Source organism: Candidatus Caccoplasma merdavium, from assembly GCA_018715595.1.
Taxonomy (GTDB): Bacteria; Bacteroidota; Bacteroidia; order Bacteroidales; family UBA11471; genus Caccoplasma; species Caccoplasma merdavium.
This window is the reverse complement of sequence record DVLI01000019.1, coordinates 128,701-154,986: the sequence shown is the minus strand read 5'-3', so window position 1 is coordinate 154,986 and position 26,286 is coordinate 128,701. Positions and strand designations below refer to the sequence as shown.

General features: G+C 54.2%; 19 protein-coding genes. 8 read left to right on the top strand and 11 right to left on the bottom strand.

The window, feature by feature from the left end; translation table 11 throughout:
- From IAD09_06685 to IAD09_06675, 3 genes are all read left to right on the top strand, one after another.
- On the top strand, nucleotides 1-471 hold a 471-nt coding region (locus tag IAD09_06685), incomplete at its 5' end, for a site-2 protease family protein (GenBank protein ID HIT81907.1).
- A 9-nt stretch (nucleotides 472-480) separates the two neighbouring features.
- Nucleotides 481-1,665 carry a class I SAM-dependent rRNA methyltransferase gene (locus IAD09_06680; protein HIT81906.1) on the top strand — a complete coding sequence of 395 codons (1,185 nt, stop codon included), beginning with the start codon at nucleotides 481-483 and terminating at the stop codon, nucleotides 1,663-1,665.
- A gap of 27 nt (nucleotides 1,666-1,692) precedes the next feature.
- Nucleotides 1,693-3,738, top strand: coding sequence for a dihydrofolate reductase (locus IAD09_06675; protein ID HIT81905.1), 2,046 nt, complete (start codon nucleotides 1,693-1,695; stop codon nucleotides 3,736-3,738).
- Between the two features lie 99 nt (nucleotides 3,739-3,837).
- Here the strand turns inward: IAD09_06675 and IAD09_06670 are convergent, their stop codons facing one another.
- The 3 genes from IAD09_06670 to IAD09_06660 are packed head-to-tail and all read right to left on the bottom strand — an operon-like array spanning nucleotide 3,838 to nucleotide 9,581.
- Nucleotides 3,838-6,987 carry a multidrug efflux RND transporter permease subunit gene (locus IAD09_06670; protein HIT81904.1) on the bottom strand — a complete coding sequence of 1,050 codons (3,150 nt, stop codon included), beginning with the start codon at nucleotides 6,985-6,987 and terminating at the stop codon, nucleotides 3,838-3,840.
- A 17-nt stretch (nucleotides 6,988-7,004) separates the two neighbouring features.
- Nucleotides 7,005-8,120, bottom strand: a complete 1,116-nt coding sequence (locus tag IAD09_06665) for an efflux RND transporter periplasmic adaptor subunit (GenBank protein ID HIT81903.1) — start codon at nucleotides 8,118-8,120, stop codon at nucleotides 7,005-7,007.
- Between the two features lie 33 nt (nucleotides 8,121-8,153).
- Nucleotides 8,154-9,581, bottom strand: a complete 1,428-nt coding sequence (locus tag IAD09_06660; protein HIT81902.1) for a TolC family protein — start codon at nucleotides 9,579-9,581, stop codon at nucleotides 8,154-8,156.
- A 205-nt stretch (nucleotides 9,582-9,786) separates the two neighbouring features.
- Here IAD09_06660 and IAD09_06655 point away from each other — a divergent pair, with 205 nt between their 5' ends.
- Nucleotides 9,787-11,154 carry an aldehyde dehydrogenase gene (locus IAD09_06655; GenBank protein HIT81901.1) on the top strand — a complete coding sequence of 456 codons (1,368 nt, stop codon included), beginning with the start codon at nucleotides 9,787-9,789 and terminating at the stop codon, nucleotides 11,152-11,154.
- Here IAD09_06655 and IAD09_06650 read toward each other — a convergent pair.
- Genes IAD09_06650 through IAD09_06635 form a run of 4 tightly spaced genes read right to left on the bottom strand, consistent with a single transcriptional unit; the run spans nucleotide 11,151 to nucleotide 15,117 of the window.
- Nucleotides 11,151-11,630 (bottom strand): methylglyoxal synthase, encoded by a 480-nt coding sequence (locus IAD09_06650; protein HIT81900.1) that lies wholly within the window; start codon nucleotides 11,628-11,630, stop codon nucleotides 11,151-11,153. The genes IAD09_06655 and IAD09_06650 overlap by 4 nt on opposite strands.
- A gap of 24 nt (nucleotides 11,631-11,654) precedes the next feature.
- Complete coding sequence (locus IAD09_06645; GenBank protein HIT81899.1) at nucleotides 11,655-12,935, bottom strand: insulinase family protein; 1,281 nt, start codon at nucleotides 12,933-12,935, stop codon at nucleotides 11,655-11,657.
- An 8-nt stretch (nucleotides 12,936-12,943) separates the two neighbouring features.
- Entirely contained in the window at nucleotides 12,944-13,702 is a 759-nt protein-coding gene (gene kdsB / locus IAD09_06640; protein ID HIT81898.1) for a 3-deoxy-manno-octulosonate cytidylyltransferase, read from the bottom strand.
- On the bottom strand, nucleotides 13,699-15,117 hold the full coding sequence (locus IAD09_06635) for a nodulation protein NfeD (protein HIT81897.1): 1,419 nt from the start codon (nucleotides 15,115-15,117) through the stop codon (nucleotides 13,699-13,701). The genes kdsB and IAD09_06635 overlap by 4 nt, the downstream gene beginning before the upstream one ends.
- A 259-nt stretch (nucleotides 15,118-15,376) precedes the next feature.
- Here IAD09_06635 and IAD09_06630 point away from each other — a divergent pair, with 259 nt between their 5' ends.
- Entirely contained in the window at nucleotides 15,377-15,880 is a 504-nt protein-coding gene (locus IAD09_06630; GenBank protein HIT81896.1) for an RNA polymerase sigma factor, read from the top strand.
- On the opposite strand, the gene IAD09_06625 is transcribed toward IAD09_06630, so the two are convergent.
- Together IAD09_06625 and IAD09_06620 are read right to left on the bottom strand one after the other, a co-directional pair.
- Complete coding sequence (locus tag IAD09_06625) at nucleotides 15,881-17,869, bottom strand: putative porin (protein ID HIT81895.1); 1,989 nt, start codon at nucleotides 17,867-17,869, stop codon at nucleotides 15,881-15,883. It lies immediately after the preceding gene.
- 125 nt (nucleotides 17,870-17,994) lie between these two features.
- A complete protein-coding gene (locus tag IAD09_06620) occupies nucleotides 17,995-19,074 on the bottom strand; it encodes a hypothetical protein (protein ID HIT81894.1) in 1,080 nt (359 codons plus the stop codon).
- Nucleotides 19,075-19,473: 399 nt separating this feature from the next.
- On the opposite strand from IAD09_06620, the gene IAD09_06615 reads away from it, so the two are divergent.
- A complete protein-coding gene (locus tag IAD09_06615; protein HIT81893.1) occupies nucleotides 19,474-20,826 on the top strand; it encodes an MATE family efflux transporter in 1,353 nt (450 codons plus the stop codon).
- A gap of 4 nt (nucleotides 20,827-20,830) precedes the next feature.
- Here IAD09_06615 and IAD09_06610 read toward each other — a convergent pair whose 3' ends face one another.
- Together IAD09_06610 and uvrB are read right to left on the bottom strand one after the other, a co-directional pair.
- Nucleotides 20,831-22,828 (bottom strand): YgiQ family radical SAM protein, encoded by a 1,998-nt coding sequence (locus IAD09_06610; GenBank protein HIT81892.1) that lies wholly within the window; start codon nucleotides 22,826-22,828, stop codon nucleotides 20,831-20,833.
- 2 nt (nucleotides 22,829-22,830) lie between these two features.
- Complete coding sequence (gene uvrB, locus IAD09_06605; GenBank protein HIT81891.1) at nucleotides 22,831-24,873, bottom strand: excinuclease ABC subunit UvrB; 2,043 nt, start codon at nucleotides 24,871-24,873, stop codon at nucleotides 22,831-22,833.
- Nucleotides 24,874-25,065: 192 nt separating this feature from the next.
- On the opposite strand from uvrB, the gene bamD reads away from it, so the two are divergent.
- Nucleotides 25,066-25,875 (top strand): outer membrane protein assembly factor BamD, encoded by an 810-nt coding sequence (gene bamD, locus IAD09_06600; protein ID HIT81890.1) that lies wholly within the window; start codon nucleotides 25,066-25,068, stop codon nucleotides 25,873-25,875.
- 19 nt (nucleotides 25,876-25,894) lie between these two features.
- Entirely contained in the window at nucleotides 25,895-26,230 is a 336-nt protein-coding gene (locus IAD09_06595; protein HIT81889.1) for a DNA-directed RNA polymerase subunit omega, read from the top strand.
- The last annotated feature ends 56 nt before the right edge of the window (nucleotides 26,231-26,286 follow it).

Sequence of the window (26,286 nt, the reverse complement as noted above, 5' to 3'; positions counted from 1 at the left end):
CCTGTCGCCGTCAACGACAAAGGCCAAATCGGCATATCGCTGGTACCGGCATCGGTATTCTATCCCACCGAAACCATCTACTACGGATTTTTCGAATCGATACCCAAAGGCATCAAGAAAGGATTCAACACCTTGGCCGGCTATGTAGGCGACTTCAAATATGTGTTTACCAAAGAGGGCGCCAACAGTTTGGGAGGCTTCGGCACCATCGGCAGCATCTTCCCTTCGACATGGAACTGGGAAGCCTTCTGGGAAATGACGGCATTCCTCTCCATCATACTGGCGTTCATGAACATACTTCCCATTCCCGCTCTCGACGGCGGACATGTGCTCTTCCTCCTCTATGAGGTCATTGCCCGTCGCAAGCCGAACGAGAAATTTATGGAATATGCACAAATCACGGGTATGGTTCTGTTGTTTGCCCTGTTGATTTACGCCAACCTCAACGATGTAATACGATTTTTCTTTTAAACACCCAACATGAAATACGTTCAAGTCAAACTGAAACCCGGTAAAGAAGAGTCGCTGCAACGATTCCACCCGTGGGTATTCTCGGGTGCCATACAGAGCATGACGGCACAACCCGAGGAGGGCGACGTGGTGGAAGTATGCGACAGCCGAGGCGAATTTATCGCCCTGGGCCATTACCAAATAGGCAGCATCACGGTGAGAATACTCACGTTCGACCGAGAAGAAATCGACCTTGAATTTTTCAAGAACCGACTGCGTGCGGCCTATGACGTGCGCCGCAGCGTAGGGCTCATCGAGGAAGGTTACAACAACACCTACCGGCTCGTACACGGCGAAGGAGACTACCTGCCGGGACTGATTATCGACATCTATGACAAGACCGCCGTCTTGCAGGCCCATTCGCCGGGCATGCACTATGCCCGCCACCTGCTGGCCCGGGCTTTACAGGAGGTCATGGGCGACACGATACAGAGCGTCTTCTACAAGTCCGAGGCCACACTTCCCTACAAGGCCCAGCTCGACCCCACCAATGAATATCTCGTGGGCAGCGACTGCGGAAACATCGCCACCGAACGGGGATTGAAATTCTACGTCGACTGGTTGAAAGGCCAAAAGACGGGATTCTTCGTCGACCAACGCGAAAACCGCGCCCTGCTCGAACGCTACTCCCGCGACCGCACGGTACTCAACATGTTCTGTTACACCGGAGGCTTCTCCTTCGCAGCCATGCGGGGTGGAGCCCGACTGGTGCACTCGGTCGACAGTTCGTCGAAAGCCATCGACCTGACCAATAAAAACGTCGAGCTCAATTTCCCCGGCGACGAGCGGCACAAGGCTTTTGCCGAAGACGCTTTCAAATTTCTCGAACAGATGGGCGACCGCTACAATCTCATCGTGCTCGACCCGCCGGCTTTTGCCAAGCACAAAAAGGTGCTGCACAATGCCTTGCAGGGCTACCGCAAGCTCAACGCCCTGGCGCTCGAAAAGATACAACCGGGCGGACTGCTCTTCACTTTCTCCTGCTCGCAGGTGGTGAGCAAGAATGATTTCCGCCTGGCCGTATTCAGCGCCGCCGCACAAGCCCGTCGCAAAGTGCGCATTCTGCACCAGCTTACCCAACCGGCCGACCACCCCGTAAACATCTACCACCCCGAAGGCGAATACCTGAAAGGGCTGGTTCTCTATGTCGAATAACCGTTTCACCCCCAATACCACCGAACGATGAAAAAAATCTTTTGCGCTATGATAACAGCCACCCTCCTTTCGGCCTGTGCCGATAAAAACGACGACCGGTCAAACGCCGAAGCGTTCAACTACTCGGTCGAGCAGTTTGCCGACCTCGAAATACTCCGCTACCGGGTACCGGGCTTTGAAGAGCTCTCGCTCCAACAAAAAGAACTCGTCTACTACCTCACCGAAGCCGCCCTGCAAGGACGCGACATACTCTTCGACCAAAACGGCAAATGGAACCTGCCCATACGCCGCACCCTCGAAGCCGTCTACACCCAATACGCAGGCGACAAAGAAAGTGCCGACTTCAAGGCATTGGAGAAATACCTGAAACAAGTGTGGTTTGCCAACGGTATCCACCACCACTACTCGACCGACAAATTCACGCCCGAGTTCAGCCAGAGCTTCTTCGAAGAGGCCGTGCGCGCCCTGCCGGCCGAGAGCCTGCCCCTCCAAGAGGGCGGAACCACCGATGAACTGTTGGCAAACATCTGCCCGGTCATCTTCAACCCCGACACCCTCGCCAAGCGCGTGAACCTCACCGCCGGCGAAGACCTCATCGCCACATCGGCCAGCAACTACTACGACGGCGTGACACAAGCCGAAGCCGAGGCTTTCTACGATGCCATGAAGACCCCCGGCGACACCATGCCCCCCTCGTTCGGGCTCAACAGCCGCCTGGTAAAACGCAACGGGAAAATCTATGAAGAGGTGAACCGTGTAGGCGGCCACTACGGCGCGGCCATCGAAAAAATCGTCTACTGGCTCGAAAAAGCCTCGACCGTGGCCGAGAACGACAAGCAACGCCAAGTCATCGACCTGCTCATCGACTATTACCGCACCGGCGACCTCAAAACCTTCGACGAATACTCGATTCAGTGGGTGACCGACCTCGACTCGCGCATCGACTTCGTCAACGGATTCATCGAAGTCTACGGCGACCCCATCGGGTTGAAAGGCAGCTGGGAGTCGATTGTCAACTTCAAAGACCTTGAAGCCTCGCACCGCACCGAAATCATCAGCGCCAACGCACAGTGGTTCGAAGACAACTCGCCCACCGACACGGCATTCAAGAAAGAAGAGGTAAAAGGCGTCTCGGCCAAAGTCATCACCGCCGCCATTCTCGCCGGCGACTGCTACCCGTCGACCCCCATCGGCGTGAACCTGCCCAACGCCGACTGGATAAGACATATCCACGGCTCGAAATCGGTAACCATCGAAAACATCACATCGGCCTACGACAAGGCCGCCCAAGGCAATGGCTTCAACCAGGAATTCATGTGGAGCGACACCGAACGAAAACTGGTCGAGAAATACGGATTCCTGGTCGACAACCTCCATACCGACCTGCACGAATGCCTCGGACACGGCTCGGGCAAACTCCTACCGGGCACCAATCCCGAAGCCATGCGTTCATACAGCTCGACACTCGAAGAGACCCGTGCCGACCTCTTCGCGCTCTATTTCCTGGCCGATGCCAAACTCATCGAATTGGGACTTCTCCCCGATGCCGAAGCCTACAAAGCCGAATATTACCGCTACATGATGAACGGCCTGATGACACAGCTCACCCGCATCGTTCCCGGTAAGAACATCGAGGAATCGCACATGCGCAACCGCCAGCTCATTGCCCGCTGGATTATGGAGAAGGGTGCCGACGACAAGGTACTCGAACTGAAAAAACGCGACGGAAAGACCTACGTCGTGGTGAATGACTACGAAAAGATGCGCACACTCATCGGCGAACTGCTGGCCGAGGTACAACGCATCAAATCGACCGGAGACTACGAGGCCGGGAAAAACCTCGTCGAAACCTACGGCGTAAAAGTCGACCCCGAACTGCACGCCGAAGTGCTCGACCGCTACACCCACTTGGGCATCAAGCCCTACAAAGGCTTTGTCAATCCGGTCTACACCCCCGTCTACGACAACGAGGGCAACATTACCGACATCACCGTATCGTACAACGAGGGATATGCCGAGCAGATGCTCCGCTACTCGCGCGACTACTCGCCCCTGCCCTCTTACAACGAATAGAATCATCGGCCATTCGACACACAAGCGGGCCTGAGCGCAATGCTCAGGCCCGCTTGTTCTTGGTAACATCAACAAGAAGGGCCGCAGAATACCATTTCCTTAAACTTGTGGCAAGGTATTCCTCTCGGGCGGCCGTTGCTTTTTCGGCCGGAACAGCCGCTCTTCGAGGCGCTGCATCAGGCAATAAAAACAGGGAATAAACAACGTACCCAATATCATGTTCACCGCCATGCCGAAGACGACCGCCGTTCCCAAGGCGATGCGGCTTGCGGCTCCGGCACCGGAAGCAAAAATCAAGGGCATCACGCCCAACACAAAAGCGAGCGAGGTCATGAGGATAGGCCGCAGACGCACCCGGCCGGCCTCGATGGCAGCCTGCTCTATCGACTCGCCCTGCGCCCTGTAATCGCGGGCAAACTCGACGATGAGAATGGCATTCTTGGCCGACAGGGCAATGAGAAGGACAACGCCTATCTGCGTGTATATGCTCACCGACAGCCCCATAAGGAAGCAACCGGCAACAACGCCGAGAAGGGCAAACGGGAGACCCAGCAGGACGGCCACCGGAGTGGTCCAACTCTCATACTGCGCCGAGAGCACCAGCCACACCACCAGCAGGGCCAACAAGAAAATGAGACTTATCGACGCGCCGGCCTGCGTCTCCTGATAGGTGGTTCCCGTCCATTCATAACCGAAATTGTCACCCAGCACACGGTCGATGAGCCGTTCCACGGCATCGATACCCTGCTGCGAACTGTATCCTTGTGCGGTAACCGCCGTAATGGCCGCCGCCGAATACATGTTGTAACGCGACACGGTCGACAGACCCAGCCGTTCTTCTATCGTGGTAAACGACGAAAAGGGCACCATATCGCCCGCGGCATTGCGCACGCTCAGCCTCAACACATCGTCGATGCGGGCGCGGCTATCGGCAGCAGCCCCGATTTTCACCTGATAAACACGTCCGAAATCGACAAAGTCATTGACATATGCCGAACCCAAATAGAGCGAAAGAGTCGTGAAAATGTCATCGATCTTCAAGCCCTGCATCTTGGCCTTGTCGCGGTCGATATGGAGGAAATACTGGGGAGAGTTTCCCTGGAAAGCACTGTTCATTGAAGCCAGTTGAGGAGTTTCTGAGGTAGCCGCCAACAAGGCATCGACCGCATTTTCGAGTTCGTTCGTTCCCAAGTTATTCCGATCTTGCAGCTCCAAGGCCAGACCGCCGCTCACCCCCAGTCCCGGAATGGCGGGAGGGTTCACCGCATAGACGACCGCCTCTTCGACCGACTGCACGCGACGGTTGAAGTCGGCGATAATATCGAACACGCTTCTTCCTTTCCCTTTGCGCAAGTTCCAATTCTGTAAAATCACAAAAAAGGTGGAGGTATTGGAGTTTTCGCCACCCTGTATCAAGGAAAAGCCATTGATGGCCGTATAATAAACCACTTCGGGATAGTCGGACAATAACGCTCCCACCCGAGCCGCAACCGCTTCGGTGCGTTGGAGGCTCGATGCCGGAGGCAACTGCACCGACACCACAAAATAACCTTGGTCCTCCTCGGGAATAAACGAAGTGGGCCACCGCCAAAAGAGCAGCAACGCAGCGGTCGAGAAGAGGAGAAACAGCACGGCCGTCGACACCGGACGCCGTATGAGCCATGAGGCGAGCGACGTATATACCGACACGAGACGATTATACCCCTTGTCAAAAGCCCGATAGACCAAATTCCGGGTCGGAGCCGACGGTCGCAGGAAGAGGGCGCAGAGAGCCGGCGTGAGGGTCAGCGAATTGAGCCCGCTGAAAAATGTCGCGGCCGCAATGGTAAGGGCAAACTGCTTGTAGAGCTCGCCGGTAACGCCGGCCACAAAAGCCGTGGGGATAAACACCGCCATCAGCACCAGCACGACCCCGATGACCGGTCCGGTAATCTCGCCCATGGCCCGGATAACCGCCTCACGGGTCGAATACCTTCCGGTATCGAGCAGGCGGGTCGTATTCTCAACCACCACGATGGCATCGTCGACCACGATGGCAATGGCCAACACCAGCCCGAAGAGGGTCAGCATGTTGATGGAGAAACCAAACAGGTGCATGACCGCAAAGGTTGTTACCAGAGAAACGGGTATGGTGAGCGATGGTATGATGACAGCCCGACCGTTTTGCAGGAACAGCAGAATGACCAATATGACCAAAAGTGTCGTTTCGACAAATGTCTTCAACACCTCATCGACCGAAGCCGACACATAATCGGTCGTGTCGAGAACCACCTCATAATGCACACCGGCCGGCAGATTCCCGGTCAACTTGTCCATCTCTTCCCTGACAAGCTTGGAGACACTCAACGCATTGGAACCGGGCGACTGATACACCGCCATCGAAGCCGACTTCCGGCCGTTTTGGGTAGATGCGACGTTGTAGGTCTGGCTGCCGAGGTCGATTCGGGCAATGTCGCGCAGACGCAGATAATTTCCTTCGGGCAAAACCTTTATGACCAAATTGCCAAAATCCTCGGCAGTCGTGAGCAGACCTCGTGCCGTGAGGGTGAACTGGAAATCGACCGGCTCGTCGATCGGCTGACTGCCGACCGTCCCGGCCGAGACCTCGACATTCTGTGCCTGTATGGCCGCAAAGACATCGGAGGGCGTAACCCCGCGCATACGCATCAGCTCGGGATTGAGCCATACCCGCATGCTGTAACTCCCAGCACCGAACACCTTCACGCTGCCCACACCGGGCAGACGCGACAACGCATCGGTAAAGTGGAGCTGCGCATAATTGGAGAGGTACAACCCGTCGTACAGCGTCGAATCGGATTCAAGAGCCAGCAACAACACGATGTCGGTCGATTGCTTGCGCGTGGTAATGCCCTGTTCCACCACCGCTTCGGGCAAGTTGCCTTCGGCTATCGCCACCCGGTTCTGCACCAAGACGGTAGCCATGTCGATGTCGGTACCCACCTCAAACGTGACCGTCAAGGTGTAGCTGCCCGATGAAGAGGAGGTCGAGCTCATGTATATCATGCCGTCGACCCCGTTTACCTGCTCCTCGATAACCGTTCCCACCGACTGGGCCACCGTCGCGGCACTCGCACCGGGATATACCGCCGACACCTGTACCGTGGGCGGAGTGATATCGGGAAATTGCGCCACGGGCAGGACTTCGAGCGACACAATCCCGGCCAGCACCATGAGGAGTGCCAGTACCGTAGCAAAAACAGGACGGTCGATAAAGAATTTTGAAAACATATCTTGTCAATTTATAATTACGGTGCAAGCACCGGACGCACGGTCATGCCCTCACGCACTTTCAGCAAAGCCCGGGTCACGAAGCGTTCGTCGGGCCGCAAACCATTTTCCACGATGGTCAGGGTATCGTCGACCGTGCCGGAGGTTTCGATATGCCGATACCTGACCTTGTCGTCGGCACCCACAACATAGAGGTACTTCCCGAGTTGGTCGGTTCCGATGGAAAGGCTCGGGACAAGAAGGGCATTTTCTTTATAATCGGACTTGATGCGCACAGTTACATAAAGGCCGTCTTTCAATTCCCCGCGGGGGTTTCTTACCGCGGCGCGCAACGTAATCGTCCCGGTAGAGAGATTGATGTTGGGCGCCAGATAATCGACCGTGCCCGAATAGGGTTCGGCGTTTTCCCGAGTATAAACCATCACCCGGCGGTCGGCGGCTGTGGGCTGGGTCTTGCGCAGGTTCTCGACGATTTTCAGATATAGTGCGTCTTCTATCGAGAAATAGGCATACACGGCCGAATCCTGATAGATGGTCGACATGCGAGCCGGAGAAGATTGCCCCGCAATGTATCCGCCCTCGGAATAGGCCGTCAGGGAGATATGTCCGGAGTAAGGCGCATGTATATAACAATAGCTCAGATTGGTCCGTGCCGTGTTCAATGCGGCCTCGGCATTCGACAGCGCGGCCTCGGCTATCTGCATGTTGGAGCGAGCCTGTATCAGGTCTATCTCACTCACGGCGTTGCTGCTGCGCGCCTCCTTCATGCGGGTGTAATTGTTCTGGGCATAATCGAGTGTGGCACGAGCGTCGAGGACTCCCGCCTCGGCCTGTTTCACGGCATCTTCGTATTGGGTGGGCTCTATCACATAGAGCAAGTCGCCCTTGTTTACAACAGCACCCGATACCGGATAGCTTTCCAACAAATAGCCCGACACCCTCGCCACGACATCGACCGCATTCCAGGCCGATATGTAGCCGGGATACTCCTTATACAAAGTAACCGAACGCTGCTGCGGATATGCCACCGTTATGTCGGGCACCGCCACGGGAGTAGCCGACGGCTTCTCCCGACACGCTTGCAGGGAGAGTGCCGCAGCCAAAAGGGAAATGTATAAACTCCGAAACATCATCACACTTCTTATTTATATTGCCATTCAACACAACTATTCCGAGGTATTGTCCCAACCTCCGCCCAAAGCCCGGTAAAGGTCGATGACCGCCGAGAGCGCTATCCCCTGCGCCGACACCAGTCCGTTCTGGTAATCGAGCAAGGAGCGTTGCGCATCGAGGACATTCTGGAACGTAGAAAGGCCCCGCTTGTAAAGGTCGAGAGAAAGGGTGAGGGTGATTTTACCCTGCTCCACAAGATCGTAGAGCACCCCCAACTGCTTGACGGCTCCCTTGTAATAGGCCATCGCGTTGTCGACTTCCTGCACCGCCGTCAGCACGGCCAGATTGTACTGCTCGATGCTGGCCTGCCACTCGGCTCTCGCCTGCCGGCTGGCCTGGGTGTATTGGCGTCCTTGGAAAAGGGTCCATGTGAGCGAGGGAGCAATGGAGTAAGTGAGGCTCCGGTGGTCGAAAAATTCGCTCATGTTCCGCGCCGCAAAACCTATCGAGCCGTTCAACACCAAACGGGGCAGATAGTCGGACCGGGAAGCGCCCACCAATGCGGCGGACGCCACGACCGACTGCTCGGCAGCCCGTATGTCGGGACGTTGCCGCAACAGGTTGGCCGGGACACCCACGGGGACTATCGTGCGGAAATCGGGAATGGGACGTTCTTTTTCCAGTACCGGAATCAAGGCCGTAGGGTGGGTTCCGACCAGCAAAGCCAGGACATTGATTTGCACGGTTATCCCGGCTTCGATGGAAGGCACGGTGGCAAGGGTGCTGAAATAGACCGAACGGGCTTGTGCCACATCGAGTTGCGAAGCCAGTCCCGTTTGGTAGCGTACCTCGGTCATTTCGAGAATCGATTTCTGTGAACTGATATTCCGACGGGCCACCCCCTCCTGTTGCTGCCATACTCGCAACTGGGCATAGGCCGAGGCCACCTGCGCGGCCAACGATACCAATGCGGCGTTGTAGGTCTCCATCGATATGCGATATTGAGCCTTCTGCGAACGCACCTGCAAAGTCGTGGAACCGAAAAGGTCTATCTCCCAAGAGGTGGTGAGGGCCCCCGAGAAAAACTGTTCGCGCGCCTGCGTTCCCGCATCGGACACCCGGCCACTGGTCTGGTTTTTGTTCCAGCCGAAATTTGCCTGCAACGAGGGATAGTAGGCACTCTGCTTCATACGCAGAGCCGCCTGTGCCGACTGCACCCTGTAAAAGAGGGTTTTCAGGTCGGGACTGTTGGCAAACGCCACCGTGATGAGGGAGTCGAGCAACGTATCGTCGAGATTGAGCCACCAACGGCCGGTAACCGGCAACTGCTGCACAAACAGGCTGTCTTCGGCCCACTGTTCGGGCAAAGGCCGGGAGAGATGTTTTTCACCCGCCGTATGCTGTGCCGAAGCCGACAGGAGACTTCCCGCCACCACGGCCACGACCCCAAAGAGGAATCGCAAAGAGCTTCTTTTTTTCATCAGACCTGAATATTTTGTCTGACGATATAACCATTTCCAAGGCGCTTTGGTTTGGTCGGCGCGACACAAAACCGCACACGGCCTTACTGTCCCCGTAACGACATTTCCATCGCCAAGAGCGATTGTTTCACGGCATTCGATTTGGCTTGTCAAAGAAAAGCCATACCTTTGCTCCTGCTTTACCTAAACCGAAATTTTTCTCGAAATGAACGATAACGAACGTATCGAAGCCCAGCGTCTTTTTTTCGGGAAACAAAATCCCCTCTCGCTCAAATACCGGAAGCAATCCCTGAAACGGTTGCAAAAGACCATCATCAAATATGAGCATGAAATAACAACGGCTCTCGAAAACGACCTGCGCAAGTCGGCCTATGAGAGCTATACCACCGAAATAGGATTTGTCTTGAATGAGCTGCGAAGCACCATCAGCCATCTGCGACAGTGGTCAGCCCCGCAACGCCGGCACACCCCGCTCTTCCTTTTCGGCTCGAAAAGCCATGTTACCTACCAACCCTACGGGCAGGTCCTTCTCCTGGCACCCTGGAACTATCCTTTCCAACTGGTCTTTACGCCGCTCATCGGAGCCGTCGCCGCCGGTAACTGTGTGACGGTGAAATGCTCACCCCATGCCCCGCACACCCAAGAGATATGCCGGCAAATCATCGATGAAAGTTTCGACTGCCGGCATGTCCTGTGCATCGACGCCGACAACCGGGAAACCGACCGACTGCTCGAAATGAAATGGGATTATATTTTCTATACCGGTGGGTCGGCTTTCGGACGCCGGGTGGCAGCCGCGGCAGCCCGGCACTTGACCCCCGTCACCTTGGAACTGGGCGGGAAAAGCCCCTGCATCGTGCACCGCGACGCACACCTAGGCTCGGCAGCCCGACGCATCGTATGGGGGAAATTCCTGAACTGCGGTCAGACCTGCATCGCACCCGACTATCTATTGGTACATCGCGATGTGGAGGCTGCCTTTATCGAAAGGCTGCGGCAAGAAATCGTGCGACAATATGGTGAAGACCCGCGGCACAACAGCGACTATCCACGCATTGTCAATCTAAAACGATTCTACGAACTTCTGCTGCTGACCAAACAAGGGGTCATCGAACACGGGGGCACCTACGACGTCGATGACTTGTATATGGCCCCCACACTGCTGTCGCACATCACCCCCGACATGCGCATCATGCAGGAGGAGATATTCGGCCCCCTACTCCCGATTCTGACCTACACGACACTCGACGAAGCCATCGACTTTGTCAACAGTCGGGAGAAACCGCTGGCTCTCTACTACTTCGGGCAGAAGAAAAAAGAAATCGAAAAGGTCTTGTCGCACACCTCCTCGGGAGGAGCATGCGTCAACGACGTGGTTGCACACGTTGCCAATTCCCATCTGCCGTTTGGCGGCATCGGAGAGAGCGGCATGGGACGTTACCACGGAAAAGAAAGTTTCTACACATTCAGCCACGCCCGCGCGGTATTAAGAAACACAACGAGGCTCAATCCCGGCATCAAGTTTGCACCGTTTGCCGGGAAATTGCCTCTTATAAAACGAATCCTGCGTTAAACTTTTTCTTGGGCAAGCCGGGCCATTACAGCCTCACGATCGAAGGCAATGTACTTCGGCGTCGAAGGCACATACTCGTCGTTGTCCCACAACGTGCTGGTAATCATCAGGTCGGCACTGTACCGATTGCAGGCAATGGGCACATTGTGCACGCGGCACTGGCGCAACAACATCTGTATGTCGGCCTCATGGGGTTGGGGATTGAGGTCGTCGATAAGGAATATGGCCAGATTGATTTTGTGTTGTACGACAAGAGCCGCAATCTCGGCATCACCTCCCAACGGCCCCGAATTCATGCAGGTAATATCGGCCGTAACCCCTTTTTCTTCAAAAGCCTCTTTCACCAAAGAACCGGTTGTACCGGTGCACACAAGGTGATGTTTCGACAATTCGTCGGAGTTGAAGACGGCCCATTCCACCAAGTCGGCCTTGCGGTTGTCGTGCGCTACCAGCGCGATGGTCAATTTTTTCTTCATAATAGTGATATTTTAGGAGAACGGTTAATGTTCCTGTCCGGCCACGGTTATGTAGAAGTTTTCCCGGCCGAGGTAACAACGTGCGGCCGCCAACAACTGTTCGGCAGTTACCGAGCGTATCGCCTCGAAGCGCCGGTCGAAATAGGAAAAATCGAGGTCGTTGGCCAAGAGCGTCACAAATACCTCGGCCAACGAGAAGGGGGAATCGAAAAGGCGCAACAACTCACCGGTCATGTAACTGCGCACCATGTGCAACTCATCGGCTTCGACCGGCTCTTCGCGCAAACGGTCAAACTCCTTGAAGATTTCTTCGAGAAGGGGTTTCACATACCGGGTCGCCGCCTGCGTCAGCACGACACCGTAAGAGACATCGGGATAGGTAACGACCGACGACTGTATGCCATAGGTATATCCTTTTTCTTCGCGAATGTTCGACATGAGACGACTCCCGAAGTATCCGCCAAGAAGGGTGTTGAGCACCCTGAGGAGATGATGGTCGGGGTGCTCGCGTCCCACCAGGAAACGTCCCACCCGTATGCCCGACTGCAACGCGCCGACCTTCTCGACAAAGCGGTAATGGTTGCCATCATGGCAAGAGACCGGGAAATAAAGCGGTGCATGCGCCTCCCCTTGGGGCAGCGCGGCAAAGGTGTCAATGACAGCCGTTTTCATTTCATCGGTTATCCGCCCCGACAACACAAGCCGGCACTGGCGTGCCGTGTAATAGCGGCGATGGAAGTCTCTCAAATATTGTGTGGTGAGGGTATCGTAGTCGGCGGGCTGTTCCGATTGTCCATAAGGGTTTTCGGCTCCGAACAACTGTTCTGAAAAAGCCCGCGATGCCAATACGTTGACCTTCATCATATCGACCAAGAGCGCCTGCCGGTTGCGTTCCCTGAGCGTGGCAAACTCGGCTTCGGGGAAATCGGGCTCGGCCACCAAGGCATAAAGGAGCGGCAGTATGTCGAAGAAATACCGGTTGGCCACATAAAGCGTAATATAGGTGTTACGCTGGGTGGCCAATGTCTGCAAAGAAGCCCCGTAATAATCGAGCTTCTCGGCAATGTAAGCCGATGAGAGCCCCGCGGCCCCCTCCCGCAACATGGCAACGGTGTGGCGGGCGGTCAAGGGGTGGGTCTCGTCGACTTTCCCGGCAGAGAAAAGAATATCGAGGCGCGAAAGTTCCTGCTCGCCCCGGTCAATGACATACAGCGGTATGCCATTGGGAAGCGCAGTGGGTTCGACAACAGGGAATGTCAGCGTCGTGACCTCCCTGACAAGCGGCGGAGTTGTTCTATCGAGCATGCGACGTCTTACTTTTGAGATAAGGAATCGAGAAAACGCAGGGCTTTTTCGAGGTCGTCGGGGGTATCGATGCCGATGGTTTCCTGCGTCGTAATCCCCACCTTTATGCGATAACCGTTTTGCAACCAACGAAGTTGTTCGAGCGACTCGGCAATTTCGAGCGACGACTGGGGCAGCCGGGTAATTTCCTTCAACACATCGGCCCGATAGGCATACATGCCGATGTGCTTGTAAAACGTATGACGGCTCAGCCACTCACTCGTGGGACAGTTGCGCAAATAGGGAATGACCGAGCGGCTGAAATAAAGAGCCTCCCCGGCATCGTTGAGGACGACCTTGGGCGAATTGGGGTTGAACAGAGCCGCTTCCCCGTCGGCTTCGGAAAAGGGCTTCACCAGCGTGGCAATCTGTGTCGAAGGGGTGTCGAAACACGCCATGATGGCTTCTATCTGCCGGGGCTGGATAAAGGGCTCATCGCCTTGTATGTTGATGATGACATCTTCCCCGCCACCGATGCGTTCGTAGGCTTCCCAACAACGGTCGGTACCCGAGCGATGGGTTTCGGAGGTCATGACGGCACGTCCGCCGAAGTCGTGCACGGCTTGGCAGATGCGGGCATCGTCGGTCGCCACATAGACGGCAGAAAGGCACGACGACACCTGTTCATAGACGCGCTGTATCATGGTTTTTCCCCGCATGTCGACAAGGGGCTTGCCGGGGAAACGGGTCGAGGCATAACGGGCAGGGATTATGGCAATAAATTTCATGGTTTGTCAGGATTTAACGGTACGACATAGAGTTGCATATTTTCGACCTTCACGACCTTGACCGGAGTCCCGGCTTCGAGATAGGTGTTGTGATAGGAGATGGCATCATAATCATCGGCATCGATGCGCACCTTCCCCGAAGGCCGCATCACGGTAACGGCAAGACCTTCGCGGCCGACCATGGCCGTGAGGTGTCCCGACACGGCGACATATCCATCTTCGATGTTCTGCTCGGCATGCAGAGCGACACGATAAAAGAGTCCTTTGCGACCGATGCGCTTCATCAGGAAGAGCGACAACAGCACAGTGCCGAGCAGTCCGCCCAAGACGACAATCAGGCCGCGGGTGATGCTATCGACAGGGACCCAAAAGAAATTGAAATCGGTGTTGTTGAGCAAGGCCAGCAGAAGGCCGCCGAAGAAACAGATGAGCCCCAATATGCCGGCGACCCCGAATCCCGGGATTACCAGCAATTCGAGCACGAGCAAAATAACCCCCAGTATGAAAATGAGGATTTCCCACGAAGCCGCCAAGCCGGAAAAATACAACGGCACGAAATAGAGCACGGCCGCAATAATCGAAACGGCCAGTGGCAGCCCCACACCGGGCGTCTGCAACTCAAAATAGATGCCGCCGATTATCAACATGATGAGGATTCCTTGCACCACGGGATTTTGCAAAAAGCCCACCAAATTGTCGAAGAACGTGGGGGCATAACGCTCAATCGCATAATCGTCGTAACCGAGGCGCGAAACGACAATCTCATCGACACTCTCGGCAAGCGCCTCGCAATAGCCCCAACGGAGCGCCTCGCGGGCGGTCAGGGTGAGTACCTTGGTCGAGTCGCACAGGCCGGGCACGACAATGCGCTCATCGACCATGGCCTCGGCTATTTGCGGATCGCGCCGCCATCGCAACTCGACTCCGCCGTCGGCGGCAGGCACGGTATCATACCCCTGCGCCTCGGCCGTGGAACGTATGGTGGCCCGCATATAGGATTGGTACTTGTCGGGCATGGCAGCCCCCGTCTGGTCGACGACGGTCGCCGCCCCGATATTGGCCCCCTCGCGCATGTAGATGCTGTCGCAGGCAATGGCTATCAAAGCCCCGGCCGACGCAGCGTTGTTGTCGATAAAGGCATAGACGGGTATGGGACTGTTGAGAATGAGCGTGCGTATCGAATCGGCATGCACGACCGTGCCTCCGTAGGTGTTGAGCCGCAGAATGATGGCCTGAGACTCCGCATTACGAGCCTCTTCGTAACCTTTCTGCATATAACGCCAAGTCGTCGGACCGATTTCCTTGTCGATGTCGATGTGGTAAAAAAGAGGCTTGGCCGAAACGATTTCGGCAGCCTGCATAGGCACCGGAAAGGTGAGAATGGAAAGGATAAGAAGGAATAGTAAATTTTTCATGACAACGGGTTCTGTGACGAAGTTACATTTTTTTATCGGAAAAACAGGTCAGCCGGGAATTTTTTTCATCGGAATTTCACATGTAACTCTTTTTTATATAACGGGGCACACGGCATTAAAGGTGATAAAGCTATGTTATTTAACAGATTACAGATTTGTTTTTATATTAAAAAATTTTTCTTTCGGCACTTGGCGCCCTATATTTGCAGGGTATTCACATGAATACACCCGTTACTCAATCATTACAAATTTTTTATCAATGGAATCACAACTGTTTGTGGAGAAGCTCTTGCAATTGCAAGACAATCTGCTGAATTTTGCCTACATGCTCACCAGCGACCGTGACGAAGCCGAAGACCTATTGCAAGACACAACCCTGAAAGCACTCGACAACCGCGACAAGTATATCGATAACATCAATTTCAAGGGTTGGGTTTTCACCATCATGCGCAACATCTTCATCAACAACTACCGCAAAGGCGTGCGCAACCAGACCATCATCGACCAAACCGAAGATTTGTACCACCTCAACCTGCCGCAAGAGTCGGGATTCGACACGCCCGACGGTTCGCTTTCGGTGAAAGAGATTTCAAAAGCCATCAACAAATTTCCCGATGAATATAAGATTCCCTTCTCGATGCATGTGGCCGGATTCAAATATCAGGAAATCGCCGAGAAGATGGGACTCCCGCTGGGTACGGTAAAGAGCCGCATATTCTTTGCCCGCCAACGGTTGCAGGTCATTCTCAAAGATTATCGGTAATCAGTTGGCGAAGTTGACGCAGAGGCCAAATTGCAACATGGCGGGATTGTAGGGATAATTGGGCATGAGGAAATAATTGTTGCCGCCGAACAGTCCCTGGTTGAAATGGGTATACATGACATAGAAACGCACCATCTTCATCTTCATGTTGGCATAGACGTTCATAAGCGGATAATTGCCCACTTTCACCTCGTCCTGGGTGTGGAACGAGAGTGTGGCCGGCTGGTAGGCCTCGGCATAGTAAGAGGTGTGGTATTTGCAATCGACCCCGAATTGCACCTGCAACACCTTGGCTATCTTGAAGTCGAGATACATCTGCGCATAGGCGCTCAAATCGGGCAAGGGTATCACTTTGGAGTCGCTCGATTTCTGATACACCGCTTCGAGGTCGAGGTTGAAGATGCCCCATTTTATCTTCTGCTTTACCATGGCACTGAAAATCTGCAAGATGCGGTCGTCTTGCCGGGGCAGGCAATCGTTGTCGAAATAGACGTGGTTCTGCACATTTTCGACACCGACATTAATGATGGTTCCGGTGGCCGGCAAGGAGAACTCCCCGCCTACACGGAATTTACGCGTCTTGCCGAAATTGTTTTCCCAAATGAAATGGTTCGAGACATAGTGCCGGTAATAAAATGCCGGCGTCAGATTCTTGAAGAAGCCGTAAGCCCGCAACTGCACCGTGGTCTTGCGTATGTTGAAACGGGTCTGTATCTCCCCGTTGATGTCGGTGGCACCCGCATCGACACCGATCAGGCCCACCTTCCCATCGACCGTGTATGTCAGCAATTCACCTTGTTGCTTCGACAGGACGCCGCCCACCCACAAGACATTCTCGGTATAGATTTTGGGGGATTGCACGACACTATACAAGGCGGCATTATCGCCGGCATCGAGCATCGGCGTTGAAGGAGGGGTGAGCATGATGCCGGGTATGACATCGCTCATCAACGTAAAGCGTCGCACCTCGTGCGTGAGGTAGGCCGACATGCCCATCTTGGCGTATTTGTTAAACCCTTCGAGCAACGAAATGCCCAACGTGTTTTTCAGCGACCAATATTGGGTCGAGTCATTGGTACCGTTTTCGCTGAAATAGGTGTTTTTGAAGAATGCCGTGTCTTCTCGTGCCGACTGATTGACAAACCGCCGCATGTTGTTGTTGTACTCTATCGTGTGGATAAAGCTGGTAACCGGCGTAAAGACTTCGACCGTGGTCGTATCGTCGACCTGCTGCGTCTTGTAAAATCCGAGATTGTAACGCTGGGTGAGATAATAGTTCTGCCCCCGCACCCGGTTGAAGGCATTGTAGAGATAAACGGGTATCGACTGCGAATCGAACGAGCCTTGTCCCGAAGCCACCTCGTCGGGGTCGAGAATAAACTGCGTGTCGGAAATGCCGCCGTTCTCCTGCGATACGAAATTATAGGTATTGGCAAAGGCGTGCATCTGGTAACGGTCGCCTATGTAGGAGCCGGCCACCTGCCACGACAAATCCTTGTTTCCCTGGTGGTCGTAATTCCCTCGGGAATAGAGATATTGTATGCCGGCAGCTATGGCCAAACGCTTGTTGACGTTGCCCGAGAACTCGGCTTTGAGGTCTTCCTGCTTGGTCTGCTTTCCCCCGCCGAAGAGGTACGACGCCAGCGTCATGGGTATGCGGGTGTTGTAATAGGTATAGTTCGCCGGCGTATAGATAAGGTAGTCGTAGGGCTGCTTGAAGATGAATTGCGGCATTTCGGGACGGTCGAAAAAGACCTTCGACATCGAGGCGCCGCCCAAGTTTCCCGTGTAGGAATAGGCCGTGGAATAAGAAATGGGCAAATCGGTATTGTAGAAATTATCGATGAGCGTATCCATCGGTACCCGATAGGGTGTTCCCAAGGGCTGGGACAGCCGCCACGCATAGGGCTCTCCTATCACCTGCTTCTTGGCGGCATATCCACATATCACCGACCACGCCAAAAGAGAAAATACCAATAACCTCTTCATATACGCGTGCAAATATACGCAATAATACGCGAACAACTCCCATCGCTCTTCCTAAAAAGAGAGAAAAGGAGTTGCACATTCTTATCCCGGATTTCCGAACAGCGTTATGGTTATCTCGGAAACAGCTATTTTTTCTTGCGCCAACGCAGCTGCTTGCGCACGGGACTTTCTTTCTTGAACATGTCGTTATCGATAATGACGCGAAAGGTGATGAGTTGCTGTGAACACCACTTCACGCCGTCGTAATGATGCACCGACGATACTTTGAGGTCGAACTTTTCATTCTGGAACGGGTGCCAATAGGCTTCGAGTCGGTTGTAAACGTCGTCGCGTGTGCGATAGAAGGCCGAGCCGGTATAGAGGCTCGACGCATAGCTCTCGTAATAGGGCATGAGACAACCGCCCATATAAAGGGTGTTGTAAAGCCCCAGTTTGAACTTCTCGACACGGGCCTCGACCTGCACGCCGTGGGGCTTCACATAGTGACCGACATAGGTGCGGTCGTTCTGCGCCGACTGCAACCAACCGACGCTCACTTTGAGCTTGTCGAGCCATAACCGGCCTCCCAAGTCGACCCCGACACGCGGATAGAACCAAATGTTGTCGACCACCCCGCCATCGACGCTGGTACCGGCATGGTGGTGCATCATCAGTTCATACTCTCCATATAACCACGAGAGGGGATAGTAGCGGCCCGATGTGTAAACGATGAAGCGCTCGCGCGTGGTCGTGGTCTGGTGACCGTCCCAATCGCAAAAGACCTCGATGTAATTTTTTTCATCGGGGATATATTGCAGGAGCAATCCGTCGATGGTATTGTCGAAAAACTTGATGGAGTCACAGAAAAAAGCGTCGCTCCCCCCCCTTACTTGCCGGCGGGGTATGATACCGGCCGAGACGTTGAATCGGCTGTCGCGGTAATTGTAAAAGAAAAGGAAATTGAAATCCATATCGCAGGCCGGCGAGCCGAAATTGCGCAAGGCGGTCGCTCCCACCTGTATCGAATTTCCCCGCCAGCCAAGCCCTACCAACGGATTGATATACCCGCCAAAGATGGTCTGAGGCCAGTTGTACTTGCTCTTTCCATACTCCCGGTTATCGAAAGTCATGTCGACATCGACACTCCACAAAAATTCTTGTGCCGACAGCGAGGCCGACAGGCAAAAGAGCAACGTTGCGAAACCAATTTTCCGGAGGAACTTCATCTGATGTATTTTGGACATGCTGCAAAAATACGACAAATTCATAAAGAAACGCCTATGCCCGGTTATTTTGACACACGATTTTTTTGATGTATTTATCGGAATAGTTGTTCGTTTCTTTGTGTCTCAACAGGATTCTTTTCGCGGGAGATGAAAATGGGGCGGTAGGAACGTCGTCGGGAGGTACGCTCCCATGGGTGCCACGACGGGTATTTTCCCGACTTGAAAATGTATTGCAAAGGTTCCTCTCCTATTCACACCGTTCTCCACCGGCCACAATCTTTTCAGATGGTAGGAGACGGCACACACAATCGTCTGCGAAAACTTCTCTCCCCGGGGTTTGCTTCTGCACTCGTCTTTCACTATCTTTGTGCCGTTTTTTTCCAAAACAGTTTGTTTTTCATGACACAGTATTTCAAAAGATATACCGCACATTACCGTTCGTTGCTGACCATGGGCGTACCCATCATGGTCGGGCAGTTGGGCGTTATCCTCACGGGGTTTGTCGACAACATCATGGTCGGTCACCACATGACCGAAGAATTGTCGGCCGCATCGTTCGTGAACAACATTTTCATGCTGCCGCTCATGTTTGCGACCGGTTTTGCCATGGGCATCACGCCGCTTATCGGAGAACAGACGGGGCGGAACGAACTGCTGCGCGCGGGACAGACATTCCGATACGGGCTCTATGCCAACGGCATGCTGGCCATCGCACTCATCGTCATCATGGGGACGCTCTATTTCTTCCTCGACCGGCTGGGGCTGCCGCAAGAGTTGCTGCCACTGATGCGGCCTTATTATCTGCTGCACCTCGTCGGGCTTGTTCCCGTGCTGTTGTTCAACGCGTTCAAGCATTTCGCCGACGGTACGACCGACACCCTCACCCCCATGTACATACTCCTGGCCAGCAACTTGCTGAACATCATTGGCAACACCATCCTCATCTACGGATATGCCGGGTTTCCCGAATGGGGCCTTTTCGGAGCGGGTGTCTCGACGCTCATCGCCCGGGTGTTTACGATTGTGGCCGGGCTGTGGATATTCTTGTACCGGAAACGTTACCGCCGCTTCAAGGCCGGATTTTTCGGTCAACCGGGAAATGCCAAGCTCTACCGGCCCATTCTCACCATGGGCATACCCATCGCCTTGCAACTGGGTATGGAAACGGGATCGTTCAGCCTCAGCGTCATCCTCATCGGATGGATAGGCAGCACGGCTTTGGCGGCTCACCAAGCTGCCGTAACCTTCTCGACCATCGGATTCCTGCTCTATTCGGGTATCGGTGCGGCCATCACAATCGGTATCAGCAAAGCCCGCGGCAGCGGACAAAAAGAGGAGATAAGGCCCATCGCCACGGCCGGCATACACCTTGTGCTGCTGCTCGTGCTACTGGTTACCGGCGTCATGTTCTTTACCCGTCAGCATATCGGTTACATCTTCACCGACTCGCCCGATGTAGCCAGGCTCGTGTCGGCCATCGTCATTCCCATGATGGTCTACCAGTTGGGCGACGGCATGCAGATTTCGCTCGCCGGCGCACTGCGCGGGCTGGGTGTGGTGAAACCGATGGTGTGGATTGCTTTTGTCAGCTACTTCGTCGTGAGCCTGCCCGCCTCCTACGCATTTGCCTTTTTATGCCATGGCGAAGCCCCGGGGGTATGGTGGGGCTACCCGGTAGGTCTCTCTTGTGCGGCACTGCTCTTCTTGTGGAAGTTCTTGCAGAACAGCCGTCCTTCGGCACTCCGGCCGTAAGGCACTATTTTTTCTTCGGCGATTTCTTCCCGAAGCCGCCGTTGCTCTCCTCGTTTTTGCGGTTTTTCAGTTGCATGGCCTCCCGACGTTTCGCCGGGTTGAAATTGGGATTGTAAGAGGCGACCTTGGTTTTGTGTGCCGGCGTCTCGAAAGGGTGAGCCCCTGCCCCACGGCCATATAATTTTCCGAGCAAATCTTCCCGTCCCATGCGATGCAAGGCTTGTTCGATGCCCCGGCGCGCTTCGGGTTTGTACCAGAAAAAGAACTGACGCTGAGCCAATTTCTCTTCGGACGTGCGGGCGGTATATATCCGTTCGCCCGTATAGGGGTCGTAACCGGTATAATATATCTCGGTGGCAAGGGTCATGGGGGTGGGCGTAAAATCCTGCACCTGTTCGAGATGGAAATGGAGACTCTTGGTAATGGCCGCCAACTCGGCCATGTCGACGGCCTCACAAGCGGGGTGACTCGAAATGAAATAGGGTATGAGTTGCTGGTTGAGCCCCTCTTCGCGATTGATGCGTTCAAAATTGGTGCGGAACTGCTCAAACTGGCTGAATGCGGGTTTGCGCATACAACGAAGGACCCGCGACGAGGTGTGCTCGGGCGCCACTTTCAGACGCCCCGAGACATGCCGCGTAATCAGCTCCCGGGTATATTCCCGCGAAGCGGCATTGAGGGTCTCGTCGTCATTCCGATGCAACAGCAGGTCATAACGCACGCCGCTGCCTATGAAGGAGCGTTTTATCTCCGCTTTGGCATCGACCGCCCGATAGAGGTGCAACAGCGGACGATGGTCGACCTGCATATTGGGACATACCGCAGGCCACAGACACGAAGGGCGCTTGCAAACCCGACAAGCCGACGTCTTCTTTCCCGTCATGCGGTACATGTTGGCCGACGGCCCACCCAGGTCACTGAGATAGCCCTTGAAATCGGGCATGGCAATAATCTTGTCGACTTCACGCAAAACCGAAGCCTCGGAACGGGAAGAGATGAACTTTCCCTGATGAGCCGAAATGGTGCAGAAGGCACAACCGCCGAAACAGCCCCGATGCAACGTTATCGAGAACTTTATCATCTCAAAGGCAGGTATCGTTTTCCCCCGATAGCGAGGGTGCGGCAGTCGGGTAAACGGCAAGTCGTATATGGCATCGAGCTCTTCGCCGGTGATGGGCGGAAAGGGCGGGTTAATTTTCAGGGCCTGGTCGCCGCACCGCTGCCACAGGAGACGCGCCGTGTAACGGTTGGACTCCTCCTCGACCCGGCAGAAATTGCGAGCCTGCACCTTCTTGCTGCGCAAGCACTCCTCGTGCGAAGCCAGCACACAATGAGTGTCGCTCTCTTTCTCGGCGGGCAGTTCCGAGACATTCCGCACCACGACCGTCTGCGGGACATCATGCAGAGCCGAGAGGGGTTCTCCGGCCCGCAAACGTCGGGCTATCGTGCGCATCGTCTCCTCGCCCATGCCATAAGAGAGGATATCGGCACCGCTCTCGATGAGAATGCCCGGCCGCAAACAGTCTTGCCAATAATCGTAGTGGGTAACGCGACGCAGGGAAGCCTCGATACCGCCGATAACCACGGGCACGTCGGGATAGAGTTGTTTGAGTATGCGGGTATAAACGATGGTGGGATAGTCGGGTCGCATGCCGGCACGGCCGTCGGGGGTATAAGCATCGTCGGAGCGCAACCGTTTGTTGGCCGTGTAGTGATTGACCATCGAATCCATGGCTCCGGCCGACACGCCGAAGAAAAGTCGCGGTCGTCCCAACTTCTTGAAGTCGCGCAAGTCGTCCCGCCAGTTGGGTTGCGGCACAATAGCTACACGCAGACCTTCGGCTTCCAACACGCGACCTATGACCGCCACGCCAAACGAAGGGTGGTCGACATAAGCGTCGCCCGAGAAGAGTATCACATCGACCCAATCCCACCCCCGCTGTTCCAATTCCTTGCGGGTGGTGGGCAACCAGGACTGCATATCGGTACGGGGTGCTTGCATGGCTACTTCTGATTATAAAGGTCTTCGAGTTTCAACAGTTCATCGCGCAAACGGGCGGCCTCGATAAATTCCATGTTCTTGGCTGCGGCCACCATCTGACGGCGCACGTTTTCCATATTTTTTTTGAGTTGGTCCTTGCTCATGTAGCGCACCACCGGGTCGGCCGCCAACGACACATGCACCGTATCGAACTCCTCCTCGTAAGTGGGTTGAGAAGAGACAACAGGTGCCGGTTCAACGGGCTTTTCTTCCCGGCGTGCCAATGCCGTGTTGTAGGCTTTGCGTATGGCCTGCGGCGTAATGTGATGGGCCTCGTTATAGGCCAACTGTTTTTCGCGGCGCCGGTTGGTCTCATCGATGGTCTGCTGCATACTCTCGGTAATGCGGTCGGCATACATGATGACACGACCGTTGAGGTTGCGTGCCGCCCGGCCGGCCGTCTGCGTGAGCGAGCGATGCGAACGCAGAAAACCCTCCTTGTCGGCATCGAGTATCGCCACGAGCGAGACCTCGGGCAGGTCGAGCCCCTCCCGCAACAGGTTCACCCCGATAAGGACATCGTACACGCCCTTGCGTAGGTCGTCGATAATCTGTATGCGGTCGAGCGTGTCGACATCGGAGTGGATATAGTTGCAATGTATGTCGAGACGCAGCAGATAAGCATTCAACTCCTCGGCCATGCGCTTGGTGAGGGTCGTGACGAGAACCCGCTCGTTGCGCTCGACCCGTTGCTGTATCTCTTCGAGCAGGTCGTCGATTTGGTTGAGACTGGGACGTACCTCGATGACGGGGTCGAGCAGACCGGTGGGCCGGATTACCTGCTCCACGACCACCCCTTCGCTGCGCATCAGTTCATAATCGGCCGGCGTCGCGCTCACATAAATGACCTGCGGCACCAGCGACTCAAACTCGGCAAAGGTCAACGGACGGTTGTCGATGGCGGCGGGCAGGCGGAAGCCATATTCCACGAGATTGACTTTCCGGGAATTGTCACCGCCATACATGGCGCGTATCTGCGGCACGGTAACATGGCTCTCGTCGATAATCACCAGGAAATCCTTGGGAAAATAGTCGAGCAGACAGAAAGGGCGGGTTCCGGGCATACGCCCGTCGAAATAGCGGGAGTAGTTTTCGATACCCGAGCAGTATCCCACCTCCTTTATCATTTCGAGGTCATAGGTGACCCGTTCATAGATGCGTTTGGCTTCGAGCTCCTTGCCTATCGACTTGAAAAATTCGACCTGACGTCCCAAATCGAGCGTTATCTCATCGACGGCGCGGTTGATGCGCTCTTTGGTCGTGACGAAAATGTTGGCCGGATAAATGTTGTAGCTGTCAAAACGGGAAACGGTATATCCCGTAGAGGGGTCGACACTCTCTATGGAGTCAATCTCATCGCCCCAAAACGTGACGCGCACAATCTCATCTTGATAAGCGGGATAGACGTCGACCGTGTCGCCCTTGACCCGGAAATTACCGCGTTGCAGGTCGACCTCGTTGCGCGAATAAAGGCCGTCGACCAGTCGTCGGAGAAAATCATTCCGTTCCAGGCGCTCCCCCACCTTCACCTCGATCATGTTACTATGGAAATCTTCGGGATTTCCTATGCCGTAGAGACAGGAGACCGACGAAACGACGATGACGTCTTTTCTTCCCGACAAGAGCGACGAGGTGGCAGCAAGACGCAAGCGGTCGATTTCTTCATTGATGGCCAAATCCTTCTCGATGTAGGTATCGGTCGTGGGGATATAAGCCTCGGGTTGATAATAGTCGTAATATGAAACAAAATACTCGACGGCATTGTCGGGGAAGAAATTCTTAAACTCGCTATACAGTTGCGCCGCCAACGTCTTGTTGTGGCTAAGAATGAGCGTGGGCTTCTGCACCCGCTCTATGACGTTGGCCATCGTGAAGGTTTTTCCCGAGCCGGTAACACCCAAGAGCGTTTGCGCCGGCAGACCTTCGACAATTCCGCGGGAAAGCTCGGCAATGGCTTCGGGCTGATCTCCGGTAGGACTATATGGCGAAACAATTTTGAACGGCATCGTTGTTGAATGGGATTTTATCGACAAAGATAATGAATGCTCTTCTTTGTGCAAAGGTTCAACAAGAATTAAAAAGGAAACACGAAAAAGATGAATATCGAAAAAGAGTGAGATAATGCGTTAAATTTCTCTTTTTTACTTTCATAATTCTCCCTGATTGTCTAACTTTGCGCAGTTATTCGTGTTCCTATGATAAAGAAAGCGGCATATTTGGGCATACTTCTGTTGATTTGCGCGTCGTGCGGCGAATACTACAAAGTGCAGAAAAGCACCGACTTGGACGTGAAATACCAGTATGCCAAGAAGTGCTTCGACACCGGCAAGTACAACCGTGCCTACACGCTGCTCGAAGACTTGGTTGCCGTGTTCAAAGGCACCGACAAGGGCGAAGAATCGCTCTACCTGTTGTCGCTGAGTCATTTTATGGCCAAGAACTATGACACGGCCGGAGACTACTTTGCCACATACTACCGCAGCTATCCCAAGGGCGAATATACCGAAATGGCTCGCTACTATTCGGGATTGAGTTACTACAACGACTCCCCCGACCCCCGTCTCGACCAAGCCATTACCTACAAAGCCATCGAGGAGTTGCAGATGTATATCGACTACTATCCCCGGGGTGAAAAGGTAACCGAGGCGCAGGATATGATTGTGAAACTGCAAGAGAAACTGGTCGAAAAAGAGTACTTAAACGCCACCACCTATCTCAACATCGGTAACTACTTGGGACGCAACTATTTCGAATCGGCCGTCATCACCGCACAGAACGCCCTGAAAACATTCCCCTATACCCAGAAAAAAGAAGACCTCCTCATGCTCATTTTACGAGCCCGCTACAAGGAGGCCGAAGAGAGTATCCTGGAGAAAAAAGGGGAACGTTATAGAAACACCATCGATGAATACTACGCCTACATCAACGAATTTCCCGAAGGGAAATACAAAAAAGAGGCCGAGAGCATTTTCAAAAATGCCAGCAAGTACATCGACGACATAGAATAAAAACAAACCGAAATAAAAAATGGACTACAAGAAAACCAACGCACCGACCAACACCGTAACCCGTGACGTCATCGCCCTTTCGAGCGACACCGGCAACGTTTATGAAACGATACGCATTATCGGCAAACGTGCCAACCAGATAAGCGTGGAAATGAAAAACGACTTGGAAAAGAAGTTGCAAGAGTTTGCCTCATACAACGACAATCTCGAAGAGGTCTTTGAAAACCGCGAACAAATCGAGATTTCGCGCTACTATGAGAAATTGCCGAAACCGACCCTCATCGCCACCCAGGAATATCTCGAAGGCAAGGTTTACTATAAAATTCCCATGTCCGAGAAAAACGAAGAAATCTAATATTGTTGTCATAAGAACAGAGAAGCCGAAGCGGAAAAAATTCCTGCTTCGGCTTC

Coding starts and splice junctions, on each gene's coding strand:
- IAD09_06680 (HIT81906.1), top strand. CDS start 481: ATGAAATACGTTCAAGTCAAACTGAAACCCGGTAAAGAAGAGTCGCTG.
- IAD09_06675 (HIT81905.1), top strand. CDS start 1,693: ATGAAAAAAATCTTTTGCGCTATGATAACAGCCACCCTCCTTTCGGCC.
- IAD09_06670 (HIT81904.1), bottom strand. CDS start 6,987: ATGTTTTCAAAATTCTTTATCGACCGTCCTGTTTTTGCTACGGTACTG.
- IAD09_06665 (HIT81903.1), bottom strand. CDS start 8,120: ATGATGTTTCGGAGTTTATACATTTCCCTTTTGGCTGCGGCACTCTCC.
- IAD09_06660 (HIT81902.1), bottom strand. CDS start 9,581: ATGAAAAAAAGAAGCTCTTTGCGATTCCTCTTTGGGGTCGTGGCCGTG.
- IAD09_06655 (HIT81901.1), top strand. CDS start 9,787: ATGAACGATAACGAACGTATCGAAGCCCAGCGTCTTTTTTTCGGGAAA.
- IAD09_06650 (HIT81900.1), bottom strand. CDS start 11,630: ATGAAGAAAAAATTGACCATCGCGCTGGTAGCGCACGACAACCGCAAG.
- IAD09_06645 (HIT81899.1), bottom strand. CDS start 12,935: ATGCTCGATAGAACAACTCCGCCGCTTGTCAGGGAGGTCACGACGCTG.
- kdsB (HIT81898.1), bottom strand. CDS start 13,702: ATGAAATTTATTGCCATAATCCCTGCCCGTTATGCCTCGACCCGTTTC.
- IAD09_06635 (HIT81897.1), bottom strand. CDS start 15,117: ATGAAAAATTTACTATTCCTTCTTATCCTTTCCATTCTCACCTTTCCG.
- IAD09_06630 (HIT81896.1), top strand. CDS start 15,377: ATGGAATCACAACTGTTTGTGGAGAAGCTCTTGCAATTGCAAGACAAT.
- IAD09_06625 (HIT81895.1), bottom strand. CDS start 17,869: ATGAAGAGGTTATTGGTATTTTCTCTTTTGGCGTGGTCGGTGATATGT.
- IAD09_06620 (HIT81894.1), bottom strand. CDS start 19,074: ATGAAGTTCCTCCGGAAAATTGGTTTCGCAACGTTGCTCTTTTGCCTG.
- IAD09_06615 (HIT81893.1), top strand. CDS start 19,474: ATGACACAGTATTTCAAAAGATATACCGCACATTACCGTTCGTTGCTG.
- IAD09_06610 (HIT81892.1), bottom strand. CDS start 22,828: ATGCAAGCACCCCGTACCGATATGCAGTCCTGGTTGCCCACCACCCGC.
- uvrB (HIT81891.1), bottom strand. CDS start 24,873: ATGCCGTTCAAAATTGTTTCGCCATATAGTCCTACCGGAGATCAGCCC.
- IAD09_06595 (HIT81889.1), top strand. CDS start 25,895: ATGGACTACAAGAAAACCAACGCACCGACCAACACCGTAACCCGTGAC.